This window comes from Rhizobium sp. CF080, from assembly GCF_000282095.2.
Classification (GTDB): domain Bacteria; phylum Pseudomonadota; class Alphaproteobacteria; order Rhizobiales; family Rhizobiaceae; genus Neorhizobium.
This window is the reverse complement of record NZ_AKKC02000004.1, coordinates 1,570,717-1,584,386: the sequence shown is the minus strand read 5'-3', so window position 1 is coordinate 1,584,386 and position 13,670 is coordinate 1,570,717. Positions and strand designations below refer to the sequence as shown.

The window sequence follows — 13,670 nt, the reverse complement described above, 5'->3', positions numbered from 1 at the left end:
GGCCGGTGAAATATACATTTGATTTTAGCCCGGTTCTTGCCGCTTGGCCAACGCTTCTGGAAGGTGTCGTAGGGACGCTGAGGATGTCGTCGCTCTCTATGGTCTTCGGTCTGAGCCTCGGTATCGTCTTCATGCTGATGCGGATGAGCAAACAGCCCGTCCTGCGTACGATCGCGATCGGTTACATCGAGCTGATCCGCAACACGCCGATCCTCGTTCAGGTCTTCTTCGTCTTCTTCGGCATGCCGGCGCTCGGTGTCCGGCTGAGCGGCGAGCAGGCGGCTATCCTTGCGATGACGCTGAACTGCGCGGCCTATGCGGCGGAGATCGTCCGCGGTGGCGTGCAGTCCATCCGGTCGGGACAGGTTGAAGCGGGCAGGGCGCTCGGCATGCACACAGCCGATATCTACCGCTTCATCGTCTTCAGGCCCGCGATCCGTGCCGTTTTTCCTGCACTCTGCAGTCAGTTCATCCTGTTGATGCTGAATTCAAGCCTCGTTTCGTCCGTATCTGCGGAAGAGTTGACCTACTTTGCTCAGACCCTGGACTCGCAGACGTTCCGCAGCTTCGAGATCTATTTCACACTCGGTGTCATCTATCTCGGATTGTCCCAGCTCCTCTCTGTCGTTCTGAGCGTGATCGGCAGGGTCTATTTCTCCTATCCTGCAAAGTGAGGCATTGCGATGATCCGTCAATTTGGTTGGGGAGAATTTGTCTTCCTGCTCGAAGGAGCGCGCTGGACCATCGTTCTTTCGCTTCTTGCTTTCACCGTCGGCGGCGCGTTCGGGCTGGCCGTGGCGCTCGGCCGCACCAGCCAGTGGAAGATGTTACGCATCTTGATGGCGACCTACATCCAGGTCTTCCAGGGCACACCGCTGCTGGTCCAGCTGTTCTTCGTCTATTTTGGCCTGCCGCTTTTGGGCTTCAAAGTGGATGTCTGGGTGGCGCTGACGATCGGCCTGTCGCTTCACACCAGCGCGTTCCTCGGCGAAATCTGGCGCGGAAGTATTCAGGCGGTTCCCGACGGACAAAGCGAAGCTGCGCGGGCTTTGGGGATCGGATATGCCCACCGGATGGTCGATGTCGTCCTGCCGCAAGCTTTCCGTATCGGGCTTCCGGCGACCATCAGCTTCCTCGTCAACCTCATCAAGGGCACCGCGCTCGCCGCGCTGCTCGGTCTGACGGAGCTTACCCGCTCCGGTCAGTTGATGTCGAACATCACGTTTCAGCCGCTGCAGGTCTACGGGGCGGTCGCACTGATCTACTTCTTCATCTGCCTTCCCTTGACCTACTGCAGTGCACGCATCGAACGGCGTCTCAACGCCGCTCGGTAAAACAAGAACGCATGACAAACCAACCAGAGGTGACCACATGTTCAATACAGCACTAACCATTTCGCGTTCGAAAGTTCTGCGCGGGTTCGCCGCCATGCTTCTGGCCGCGACCTCCTTTGCGACGGCGGCACTGGCCGTGACGCCTGAAGAGATCAAGGCCAAGGGTACCACCACCGTCGGCGTGCAGATGGACCAGTTCCCTTGGGGTTTCATCGACCAGAAGGGTCAGAATGACGGCTTCGACATCGAAATCGCCAAGCTTGTCGCCAAGGAACTGGGCGTTCAGGTGAAGTTCGAGCGCATTACCGGCCAGAACCGTATTCCGTTGCTGGTCAATGGCAATGTAGATTTTCTCGTGCCGTCGATGACGATTACCGAAGAGCGCGCCAAGGTGCTCCAGTACGTCATCCCCTATTCATCGAATGACATCACAGTCTGGGCGAAAAAGGATGCGAAGATCCAGGGCAACGAAGATCTTGGCAAGTTCGTGATCGGTGTTAACCGTGGCAGCGTGTTCGAACCGATCTTGGTCAAAGCAGCTCCGCCGAGCACGCAGATCAAGCGGTTCGACGACGACGCGACGACCGTCCAGGCGCTTCTCTCCGGCCAGGTCGACGCCATCCTCGGCAGCGTTACCTATGGGCTGGTGATCAAACAGACCGGCCATGATGATGACTTTGAGCGCAAGTACAAGGTTGCCGACAATTTCCAGGGGATGGCGGTCCGCAAGGGAGATGCCGAGATGCTCGCTTTCCTTACAGATTTCGTGACCCGGCACACCGCTGACGGATCACTCGACGTGCTCTACAAGAAATGGATCGGCGTCGATCGCGCAAAACTCCCTACCACGCTACCGGGTGTTGATTTCACCGGCAAGCAGTAAGCAGAAGCCCTGCGCGACCTCACGGGCCGCCGCGTAGCGCAACAGAAGTATCAACCACTGAAGAGCTTTTGGCCCCCCGCCTGTTCGCGCGGGCGGGGCAGGCCGCTGCACGTCGAAATTGAGCCTTTCCGGGCGCGGCGTGGCAACAGCTCTCATACGGAGCACGAGTTAGAAAATGGCGAAAGACGGCAAGCTGATCAGGGTCGGCGTGGATATCGGTGGTACCTTCACCGACGTTGCGATGGAGGTGGGCATCGCGCTCCATTCGATCAAAGTACTGACCGATTATTCCTTTCCCGAAAATGCGATCGTCAAGGGGATCCGCCAGGTCGCGGAGGCAGCGGGAGTTGAGCTCTCCGACATCGACACGATCATTCACGGCACCACGCTCGCCACCAACGCCCTGATCGAAAGGCGCGGCGCCCGCACCGCCTTCATCACCACCAAGGGTTTTCGCGACGTCATCGAAATGCGCACCGAAAGCCGCTTCGAGCAATATGATCTCGACATTGTGTTGCCGGCGCCGCTCGTCCCGCGCAACGAGCGCTTCGTGATCGACGAGCGTATCGGGGCCGACGGCTCGGTGCTGAAGGCGCTGGACCTTGCCGAAGTTGATGTTCTTTGCGAACACATCATTGCGGCCGGCTTTGAAAGCGTCGCAATCGGCTTCATCCACTCATATCTGAACGGCGCTCACGAGAAGGCCGTGCGTGATCGGCTTCTGGCGAAAAAAACGGACCTCTCAGTCTCGATTTCGTCTGAAGTTTCGCCGCAGATGCGCGAATTCCAGCGCTTCAACACCGTCTGCGCCAACGCCTTCGTCAAGCCACTGATGGCATCCTATCTCAACCGTCTCGTCGGGCGGCTGTCGGACGAGGGTACAGGCTGCCCGGTCTTCATGATCCATTCCGGCGGCGGCATCATCAGTGTCGAGAGCGCGGTGGAGTTTCCGGTTCGCCTGCTCGAATCCGGTCCGGCCGGTGGCGCGATCTTCGCCGCTTACATTGCCAGCAGCTATGGTCTCGACCAGGTGCTTTCGTATGACATGGGTGGAACGACCGCCAAGATCTGCCTGATCGAAAAGCTGACGCCGAAGACCTCGAAGACTTTCGAGGTCGCCCGCACCTGGCGGTTCAAGAAGGGCAGCGGCATGCCGATCTCCATCCCGGTCATCGAGATGGTCGAAATCGGTGCCGGCGGCGGTTCGATCGCGACCGTCGACAGCATGCGCCAGATCCGCGTCGGCCCGCACAGTGCTGGTTCCGAGCCGGGCCCTGCCTGCTATGGTCGCGGTGGCGAAAACCCGACCGTCACCGACGCCGACTTGATCCTGGGTCGCCTCGATGCCGACGAATTCGCCGGTGGCGTGATGAAACTCGACCGGCCTGCGTCGGAGAAGGCCATGCATGCGGACATCGCGGCAAGGCTCGATACGGATGTGGTGACGGCCGCTTACGGCCTCAGCGAAGTGGTCGATGAGAACATGAGCAATGCCGCCCGCATGCATGCGGTGGAAAATGGCAAGGAGCTTTCCGAGTTCACCATGATCGCCTTTGGCGGTGCTGCCCCCATTCATGCCGCCCGCCTTTGCGAAAAGCTCGGCATGTCGGGGTTGCTGATCCCGCCGGGGGCCGGCGTCGGTTCGGCGATCGGCTTCCTGCGTGCGCCCTTCGGCTTCGAATCCGTCCGCAGCGCCTATAGCCGCCTCAGTCGTTTCGATGCGGGAGCGATCAACCAGACGATCGCGGATCTGATCGCGGAAGCCACATCCTTCGTACGTTCCGGTGCGCCGGATGCGGACCCCGTTCTCGAATGCACGGCCTATATGCGTTACGTCGGCCAGGGCTGGGAAGTGCCGATCACCATTGCGGTGCGCGATTACGTCGATGCCGACGGTGTCCTGTTCCGCACGCTGTTCGACGAGCAGTACGAACATTTCTTCGGCCGCGTCATCGAAGGTCTCGACGTTGAGATCGTCAGCTGGTCGTTGCGTGCGACTTCCAAGGTCGCACCGCCGGACAGGATCGGCAGGACCGGAAAGGTGGCGAACGCAAATGTGCGCGGCACCCGCGACATTTTCGATGTCCAGGAAGGTCGCTTCCAGAAGGCTTTGATCGTTTCGCGCCAGGACATGAGGCCGGGCGATTGGGTTGCCGGCCCTGCCGTCATCACCGAACGCGAGACCTCGACCATCATCACCGCGAGCCGCGAAGTTATCATGCAGGCCGATGGCTGCCTGCTCATATGCGTCAAGCAGACCGCTTGAACGAAGGACAGATCATGAGAACCAATGCACTTTCTGACGTCCATATGCAGATCATGTGGAACCGGCTGATCTCCGTCGTCGAAGAGCAGGCCGTGACCCTCATCCGCACCGCCTTCAGCACCAGCGTGCGTGAGTCGGGGGACCTTTCTGCTGGCGTGTTCAATCGCGGTGGCAAGATGATTGCCCAGGCCGTGACGGGTACGCCCGGCCATGTCAACGCCATGGCGGAGGCCGTCGGCCACTTCATCCGCGACATCGGGCCTGAGAACATCTTCGAAGGCGATGTCTACATCACCAACGATCCGTGGAAGGGGACCGGCCACCTGCACGACTTTACCGTCGTGTCGCCGAGCTTTCGCAAGGGCGCGCTCGTCGGCTATTTCGCCTGCACGGCGCACGTCGTCGATGTCGGCGGTCGTGGTTTCGGCCCGGATGCCAACGAGGTCTATGAAGAGGGCATCTTCGTTCCGATCATGAAATTCGCCGAGCGCGGCAAGGTCAACAAGGATCTTGTCAACATCCTGCACAACAATGTGCGTGAAAGCCACCAGGTGGTCGGTGACGTTTATTCGCTGGCGGCCTGTAACGAGATCGGTCATCGCCGTCTGATGGACATGATGGAAGAGTTCGAACTCGCGGATCTGGAGACGCTGGGCGAATTCATCTTCAAGCGCAGCTATGATGCCACCATCGAGCGGATCGCGGCCCTGCCGAAGGGCACCTATTCCAACAGTATGCGCGTCGATGGGTACGGGTCGCCGGTAGATATCGTTGTGCGTCTCGACGTGGCAGAGGACCATATCCTCGCTGATTTTGAGGGAACGTCACCGCCAAGCCCGAAGGGCATCAACTGCCCGATCATCTATTCGGCCGCCTATGCCTGCTACGGCATGAAATGCTCAATCGCACCGGAAATCCCCAATAACCACGCGTCGCTACTGCCATTCCGCGTGACGGCCCCGAAGAACTGCATCCTCAATGCTCAGCACCCGGCGCCGGTTTCGGTGCGACACGTGCTCGGCCATCTGGTGCCCGATGCGGTGCTTGGCGCCGTGCACAAGATGCTGCCCGGCAAAGTGCCGGCGGAGGGGGCAGGTGCCTTGTGGAACCTACACGTCAGCGTGCGCCCGCTGCAAGGCGACAAGGCGCCGGCAGACGGTGGCCAACGTGCCGAAGTCCTGCTGTTCAACAGCGGTGGTACCGGTGCCCGTTCCACGCTCGATGGTCTCAGCGCCACGGCGTTCCCAAGCGGCGTGCATTCGATGTCGATCGAGGCCACCGAGCATGTCGGCCCGGTGATCTTCTGGCGCAAGGAACTGCGCGACGGCTCCGGTGGTGCCGGACAGTTCCGCGGCGGTCTCGGCCAGGTCGTGGAAATCTCTCCGACCGATGGTCATGAGATGCATTTCAACGCCATGTTCGATCGCATCGACCATCCCCCTCGCGGCCGCGAGGGCGGCAACAACGGCGCAGCCGGTGCCGTGCTGCTCGACGACGGCACCCGTCTTGCATCCAAGGGGCGCCAGCATGTGCCGGCCGGACGACGGCTGATCCTGCAGCTTCCCGGCGGCGGCGGCTATGGCCCGTCCGAAAAGCGTGATCCGGATGCCGCTCAGCGTGACCGCGCGTTCGACTACGTCGTCGCCAAGTGATCCTCCCAGAAGCCGGGCGAGGTGACGTCTAGCCCGGCCTCTAAACTTCGTCAGCGCAAGGAAAAACCAGGGATGACGTTCGAGAACCGCCGTGCTGCGGGCATACAGTCGTCGCCAAGCATGGCGATTGCGATGGCAGCAAAGAAACTTGTGGCGGAAGGCCGCGACATTATCGATCTTTCGCTTGGCGAACCTGATTTCGAGCCGCCTGCGCATGTCGCGGCGGCGGCGGCCGAGGCGATCCGCAAGGGCGGCATTCGGTATGGCGCTCCGGCCGGCACGGAAAGCCTGCGCAAAGCGATCATCAGCAAATTCAAGATCGAGAACGGACTGGATTACGGCTTCGACGAGGTAATCGTCGCGAATGGCGCCAAGCAGATCCTGTTCGACCTCTTCCTGGTAACCCTGGAGCCAGGTGACGAGGTGATCGTTCCCACGCCCTGCTGGGTCTCCTATGGTGACATCGTGTCATTGCATGGCGGTGAACCGATCTGGGTGGGCTGCGGGGCAGAGGCCGGCTTCAAGATGACCGCGGAGCAACTGGAGGCAGCGATCACCTCGAAGACCCGCTGGCTGATGCTGAATTCTCCGTGCAATCCGACCGGCGCGATCTATACGGCAGACGAATATCGCCGACTGGCAGACGTGCTAGCCCGCCATCCACGCGTTCTCGTCGTTTCCGACGAGATCTACGAACATGTTTTGCTAAAGGATACTTCCTTTGTTTGCTTCGCCGAAACCTGCCCGGAGTTGCGGGACCGGACGCTGATCGTCAACGGCGTTTCCAAGGCCTATGCGATGACGGGCTGGCGCCTGGGCTATGCGGCAGGGCCGAAGACGCTCATTTCCGCGCTCACCAAGATACAGTCCCAGAGTGTTTCGTGCGTGTCGATGGTCACCCAGGCGGCCGCGCTCGCTGCTCTGACCGGAGATCAGGATTTCGTCGGCAGGGGAGCCATGATCTTCGCCCGCCGCGCGAAGATCATGGCCGATCGTCTGGCTCAGATCGATGAGCTCGACTTCACGCCGCCGGATGGCGCTTTTTATGCCTTCATCGGTATTCACCGGCTGCTCGGCCGAAAGACGGCTACAGGGGATGTAATACACGACGATACGGCCTTTGCCTCTCACCTGCTGCAGCAGTTCGGCCTGTCGAGTGTACCCGGCGCGGCCTTCGGTGCTCCCGGTTTCATCCGCCTGTCGATTGCGGCATCCGACAGTGAGCTCGAGGGCGCCTGCGACCGGCTGGCCGCCATGGTTCAGTCACTGAAAGCCTGAGTGCAAGCCCGCATCGTTGAACGTGCTTTCTGCATCGGACCGAGCCGTAGTCCTGATCGCTCGGAATCTCGAGGGTCAGGCCGCTTGACAGCGGAGAACACGGGGATCTCGCAAACCACCCGGGATATTCGCAACAGCGCCCTGGAAAGGGCCGTGTACTGCATCCCAATCCCTGAAACGTTAACTTTTTTGCGATCGCTGAATTCGTTTGTTAATTTTTTGGATGGATCATCGACCCACAGTCCTTCGAGGAGCGACGCGGAGATGGTAGCGGCAGGACCAGTCGGAAAGTCATCTTCAGGCACCGCTCAGCGGAAAACATCCAGCCTAGCTGCCTTTGGTTTACATAATATCCGGCCGTGAACGGCGAGACGCATATCAGGTTAATGGAGGCGTCCCGAGTGAAGGTTTGGAAACGGGTTGTCAGGTGATTGCTAAGACCGGCACCACCTGGAGGTGGCGTTCAGATAGCGATTCAAGTTCCCAATGACACAAGATAATATCTCAGTTTGAGGACAAGTTCGTGGCGACAAACTCCGATAATTTCGATTTAACGAGCTGGAAACTCTGCCTACCGATCGACGAGGACGGTGGAACCATTGGCACGGCCTTGGAGATCTTGGATCTTTCGGGCTTCGAACATTCGTCTTATTTCTACACAGCCGACGATGGTGCGATGGTGTTTCGTGCGATCACCGAAGGTGCCTTGACCAAGGGTACAACCTGCGCAAGGTCGGAGCTGCGCGAGATGAATGGTCACTCTTTAGCCTCCTGGACTTTGGATGAAGGAGGCACGATGACTGCGACCTTGAAGATCGACGAGGCGCCGCACACGACGAACGGCGCGGAGGGGCGCATCGTCGTCGGCCAGATTCATGGTTCGGAGGACGAACTGGTCAGGCTCTATTGGGAGGACGGTGAAGTCTACTTCAAGAGCGACAAAGGTGGAGATGGCAACGATTCCTTGAAATTCGCGCTCACCAATGCGGGCGGCGACACGCCGCAAATTTCCCTTGGTGATCAGTTCTCCTACAAGATTGATGTTCACGGAGACACACTGACGGTCATCGTCTACGCCGACGGGGACACTTACACGTCGGTCACAACGGTCAGCTCGGCCTGGGATGGCGAACAGTTCTATTTCAAGGCAGGCGCCTATCTTGGAAACAATGAGACGAACAGTACCGGTGCCGGTCAGGTATCATTTTATGGCTTCGATTTTTCTCATGAAACAGGCGAGGGGCTGGACGGCTTGGTGAGCACAGCGACAGCCAATGACGATTCCAGCACCTATTCGGTAGATTCAACCGGTACGATCGGCAATGATGTGCTAACGGGTGGTACGCTCGCTGACGTCATCTACAGTTATGGCGGTAACGACGTAGTTCGCGCCGGTGCTGGCGACGACAGGGTGGTTGGTGGCTCTGGTGCTGACAAGCTGCTGGGACAGGACGGCGCCGACACGATCTTCGCGGGGGCGGACGATGATGTCGTCTATGGCGGCGACGGTGATGATACGATCGACGGCGGTGCCGGTAACGATACGCTCAAGGGCGAAGCTGGCGCGAATAGGATCACCGGCGGCGAAGGAGACGATACCATCTATGGTGGAGTAGGGGCCGATGACCTGAGCGGCGACGCCGGTGAAGACACCATCGTCGCAGGCGAGGGCGATGATATCCTCAGCGGCGGTGCGGATAACGATAAGCTCTATGGCGGGGAGGGTGCCGACCGGCTTTACGGCCAGGGTGGTGATGACGTGCTCATCGGTCAGGGCGGCGCTGACAAGTTGGTTGGGGCAGATGGCAATGATACGCTCTATGGTTACAGCGACAATGACAAGCTTTACGGTGACGCCGGATCGGACAAGCTGGTAGGCGGCGACGGCGACGACACGCTCTACGGAGGGGCTGGCGACGACCGGCTTTATGCCGACGAAGGCGCTGATAACCTCTACGGTGGGACGGGCGCCGACACCTTCGTCTTCACTTGGCTCGATCCATCGACGTTAACTTCCGGCGGCCGTGATGACATCTACCAGTTTTCTGAGGCTGACGGCGATATCATCAATCTTAGCGGGATCGACGCCAACCCTACCGTCAATGGCGGTCAAGCCTTCGATTTCATTGGGACTAACGCGTTTTCGGAGCAAGTCAGCGAATTGCGTTACGTCAATACCGGGTCGGAGACCTATATTTATGGCGATATCAATGGCGATGGGGCCGCGGATTTCTCGATCCACGTCGATGGCGTCGTTGAGCTTCAAAGCATTGACTTTATCCTCTGACGGACAAGATTGTTCGTTCGCACTGTTTGCTCCCGCAAGCTCGCCACCGCACAAAGCGCGAGCTGTAAATCTGGGGTGTTAAGTCAAAAGGGGATCACGTATTGCTTGCTGGCGTAGAGGTATCTACGGCCATGATGCGCCTTTCGATCTAGTACCACTTGCCATTTTCCGTATGAAGTCGCGGTTTTAATATTCGGAAGTTCGATTAATATTACATAATGCAAACGGTTGTGGGATCTTTCCATTCGTGTCAGAATCGAAAATCAAGCTATCAACATTTCTATTGAATAGGGAAAATCAGCTTACGAAAAAGGATGGGAGGATCCTGTGGACGTTCAGCAAAGAGCAATTTTGAAGGATGCGCTTGCCGATATTGAAAATCTCGCGGCTCCGAGACATATCGATCAAGTGAGCGCCGCACTTGGTATGGACATGGTTCGGTTTGCCAAGCTCGGCCCCGACGGCATGAAGGCGGCGATTTCCCGGGCTTTACTTTTGGGTAATACCGCGACTGCAGGCGCTTCCATTTTGGATCAGAAGAGATGGCGCGATGCCACGCCAATCGAACTTCTATCCGCTTCACCAACGCGCAACTGATGCGGCGGATTTAGCGTCCTGAAGGCTTGCCCATCTCACAATAGTGGAAGTGTGTTGAGCTTTAATGCCGCAGAATAGCTGGTTTCCGGGGAAGTCGCTGCCTGGCGCTGACCGGCGACACGTTCGAATTCCGTGGGATCCCGTAAAGCGTCACGCGTCATCGCGGTGAGACGCTTGAATCTGTCGAGGCATTTTGATTGAAGCGGCTCACCGTTGTCCGCGGCGAGTTTGACGATGGCCGCCAGCGGGCGCAACGCATAGACATGGTAGTCCAGCGCTTTCTCTCCGCGCGCTAGCTCAGCCGGCAGGAAGCCGCGATCATCGACTTGGCAAGCGCCAATCTCGAAACTCGTTTTGCCCCATGCCTTGAAATCCGAGTTGTCGAGAACGAATCCGATCGCAGTAACCGACAGGCCTGCCCAGTAGCGGTGGTTATTCGTCTTCGACTTCGGGCCGAGACGTAACGAGTAAGCGTCGATGGTGTCGCGGGCAAGTGTGCTGAACCATGTCGAGTAAAGCGCTTTGCGCTCGCTGGAGAGCTCAACACGTTTGCTGGCGGATTCAACCGCAAGTCCAATTTCCGCCACCCAACGGTCGCGGCTAAGATAGGCGTCAACCGTGCGCATGTCGGTCAACGCGTTCGCGGACGCCCAGCGATCGACATTGTGCAGCACGCATTCTGCCCGCGCCTGGGCAATTAACGAACTGTTCGATTCGGTATAGGCAATGTTGGTCAGCAGGCGAATGGAATTGCGAATTGGCTGTACGGTCTTATCACGGGCGGCCAAGGCATCATCATCGATCGAGGATTTCGAGTTGTCGTCAGCCTTGTATTTCGATTGCGTCTGTAGCGTTGCCGGCGGTGCCGGAATGCTGACGCAGAGAGGAACTTGCTCGGGTTCCGTGCCGGATGTTCCACTGCCGAAGCCGTTGGCTGTGGGAAGGGGCGAAATACTGCCTGTTTGGATCGTATAGTCCTTCTCCGGGGGTACAGCCGCTGTCGCTTCTGCGCTGGCAGCTGACGCAGTTGCATCCTGCAAGTCAGAGGCGCCAAAAAAGTGGCTACGCAGATTTGAGAATAGGGTCTGTGCCCTCTCCGAAGTGTTGCTGGGCGACTGAATCGTGACTGCCTCAGGCATGGTTGCCGCTTCTTGAGCAGCGCAGATGGTGGTGGAGAATATGTTGATCGCAATAATAGTTCCGGCCTGAAATGTTTTTATTCTCATAATTATCTCCCGTATTTATGGGGGATAATAGGGTCTATAAAGCAACATTCCGTTTTTATAGCGTATAAAATTTTAGGAAACCCAATTTTTATTTGGTGTACCGTGTATTGATTACATAAATTATATTTTATGGAATGAATTAAGTGAAAATTAATTGTGAGAAGTCCTTCGCTTTGGGCGTCGCCCAATGCGCCCTTTTTTGAGTGTTCTCCCTATGTGATTAGTCATCACGAACTGTGCGGCGGCAAAGTTCGGGTTGCGATGCTAACTGTGTGGGGGATGGCGTCGTGCTTCGACGCGTGCGTAGGTCGCGGGCAGACACGCGCCTTGTTGCAGAGTTCGACTTGGCGTTGCCGGCCGCAGAGCGCCTATGCCTGTTGCGTGTGGCGCTTGCCGATTCTCTCTCCATGGTGCCGTTGACGAAGCGTTGCGCCGTTGCCTCAGTCGTCCCAGAACTCACATAAATCCAATTTCCGTTAATGCTGCGATACACAAAAATTGTGCGCCGCATGCATATATTTTTATCATATAATAACATGTTGATATTGTTAATAAAATCCTGACGGTGAGATCATGCATATAAATAGAGTTGCGTAATATTGGCTCGAAATGAGTGTGACTAATTTTGATGCAAATATAGGCTTTTGATCACGTTGATAACTGAGACCCGTTATGTTGACGTCATAAAAATATGCTGTATTGCAACATCGAAAGGGGCGCTCTTCGCATGTGCAACATATAGATTTATTTGAGTTTGTTGCGGCGGCTAGGAAGGCGACATTTCTATTCTTTATTGATCGAAAATTGCGGGAAAGGGTGCAGTGGTGGGCAAGAAAAATTGGCGCGTAAGTATCTTTGGTGCGGGTTATGTTGGAGCCGTTTCGGCTGGATGCCTTGCAAAAGATGGCTTCAAAGTAGTGGCGGTCGATCCAGACCAGTACAAGGTCAAGTGCATCTCTGAAGGTCGCTCTCCAATCTACGAACCGGGTCTGCATGACCTGATCGAAACGGGCGTCGAGAACGGCTTATTGACCGCAACAAGCGACTATATCGCCGCGATTAACGAGACCGATATGTCGTTCTGCTGCCCGGGTACGCCGAGCCGTGAAGATGGTTCGCTGGACACGAGCTATGTCAAGCTGGTCTGCGAGCAGATCGGTGTTGCGTTGCGTGACAAGAGCGATTTCCATATGATCGTCATGCGTTCGACGATCCTTCCAGGCACGGTCGAGGCTGTGGTCATCCCGACCCTCGAAGGCGCCTCTGGCAAAAAGGTCGGGGTTGATTTCGGTCTGGCCTACTATCCGGAATTCCTGCGCGAAGGCACGGCGATCGCCGATTACTACAGCCCAGGTGCGATCGTCTTTGGCCAGTACGAAGGCGACGAGAAAACTATTCAGGCCCTGCATGACCTCTGCGCCTCGGTCGAGATAAAGCCGCATGTCATCCCGATCCGCAGCGCCGAAATCGTTAAGTACACCAACAACTGCTGGCATGCGGTGAAGATTTCCTTCGCCAACGAAATCGGCAATCTCTGCAAGTCCGTTGGCATCGACAGCCACGTCGTGATGGATGTTGTTTGCGCTGACACGCGACTCAACATTTCTCGAGCCTATATGAAGCCCGGCTTTGCCTATGGCGGCTCCTGCCTTCCGAAGGATCTTCGTGCGCTGCGCCATTTCGGCAAGATGCAGAACGTGTCTACGCCAGTCCTCGACGCAACCGTCGAGGCAAACCAGTACCAACTCGATCGCGCCTTCCGCCTCGTCAATCGTTCTGGTGCCAAGAAGGTCGGCCTTCTCGGCCTGACCTTTAAATCGGATACCGACGACTTGCGTGAGAGCCCGCTGGTACTTCTGGCCGAACGCTTGATGGGTAAGGGTTACGAGTTATCGATCTATGACGCCAACGTCTCGGTCAACGATCATGGCGGCAGGAACTTCATCTCGCACCTGGCCGGCTTCATGCGTTCGTCGCCGGACGAAGTCGTCTCGGAGAGTGAAGCCATCGTGGTCGGTATCAATGGCCAGGGCACCAAGGATGCGCTGAAGAAGGCGCGGGAAGGCGTCAAGGTCATTGACCTCGTCCGTATCCCCGTCGAGATGCCGTCAGGTGTGCACTACGAAGGTCTCGTCTGGTAAACGTTG

10 protein-coding genes are annotated in these 13,670 nt (G+C 57.5%); 9 read left to right on the top strand and 1 reads right to left on the bottom strand.

Going from position 1 to position 13,670, the window contains the following annotated elements:
- Positions 1-5: 5 nt before the first annotated feature.
- The 8 genes from PMI07_RS14240 to PMI07_RS14205 all read left to right on the top strand — a co-directional run bounded on the left by PMI07_RS14240 (position 6) and on the right by PMI07_RS14205 (position 10,297).
- Positions 6-674, top strand: a complete 669-nt coding sequence (locus PMI07_RS14240; protein WP_007760559.1) for an amino acid ABC transporter permease — start codon at positions 6-8, stop codon at positions 672-674.
- A gap of 9 nt (positions 675-683) precedes the next feature.
- Complete coding sequence (locus PMI07_RS14235; RefSeq protein WP_007760556.1) at positions 684-1,334, top strand: amino acid ABC transporter permease; 651 nt, start codon at positions 684-686, stop codon at positions 1,332-1,334.
- 37 nt (positions 1,335-1,371) lie between these two features.
- Positions 1,372-2,217 (top strand): transporter substrate-binding domain-containing protein, encoded by an 846-nt coding sequence (locus PMI07_RS14230; protein ID WP_007760554.1) that lies wholly within the window; start codon positions 1,372-1,374, stop codon positions 2,215-2,217.
- 175 nt (positions 2,218-2,392) lie between these two features.
- The gene (locus PMI07_RS14225; RefSeq protein WP_007760551.1) at positions 2,393-4,483 is read left to right on the top strand and encodes a hydantoinase/oxoprolinase family protein; all 2,091 of its coding nucleotides are present in this window, start codon (positions 2,393-2,395) and stop codon (positions 4,481-4,483) included.
- A 14-nt stretch (positions 4,484-4,497) separates the two neighbouring features.
- Positions 4,498-6,135 carry a hydantoinase B/oxoprolinase family protein gene (locus tag PMI07_RS14220; RefSeq protein ID WP_007760549.1) on the top strand — a complete coding sequence of 546 codons (1,638 nt, stop codon included), beginning with the start codon at positions 4,498-4,500 and terminating at the stop codon, positions 6,133-6,135.
- Between the two features lie 72 nt (positions 6,136-6,207).
- Positions 6,208-7,413 (top strand): pyridoxal phosphate-dependent aminotransferase, encoded by a 1,206-nt coding sequence (locus tag PMI07_RS14215; RefSeq protein ID WP_007760548.1) that lies wholly within the window; start codon positions 6,208-6,210, stop codon positions 7,411-7,413.
- Positions 7,414-7,936: 523 nt separating this feature from the next.
- Positions 7,937-9,700, top strand: a complete 1,764-nt coding sequence (locus PMI07_RS33590) for a polysaccharide lyase family 7 protein (RefSeq protein WP_007760541.1) — start codon at positions 7,937-7,939, stop codon at positions 9,698-9,700.
- Positions 9,701-10,027: 327 nt separating this feature from the next.
- On the top strand, positions 10,028-10,297 hold the full coding sequence (locus PMI07_RS14205) for a hypothetical protein (protein ID WP_007760539.1): 270 nt from the start codon (positions 10,028-10,030) through the stop codon (positions 10,295-10,297).
- A 35-nt stretch (positions 10,298-10,332) separates the two neighbouring features.
- On the opposite strand, the gene PMI07_RS14200 is transcribed toward PMI07_RS14205, so the two are convergent.
- Complete coding sequence (locus tag PMI07_RS14200; protein WP_007760537.1) at positions 10,333-11,523, bottom strand: alginate lyase family protein; 1,191 nt, start codon at positions 11,521-11,523, stop codon at positions 10,333-10,335.
- 821 nt (positions 11,524-12,344) lie between these two features.
- On the opposite strand from PMI07_RS14200, the gene PMI07_RS14195 reads away from it, so the two are divergent.
- Positions 12,345-13,664 (top strand): nucleotide sugar dehydrogenase, encoded by a 1,320-nt coding sequence (locus tag PMI07_RS14195; protein WP_007760534.1) that lies wholly within the window; start codon positions 12,345-12,347, stop codon positions 13,662-13,664.
- Positions 13,665-13,670 lie beyond the last annotated feature (6 nt).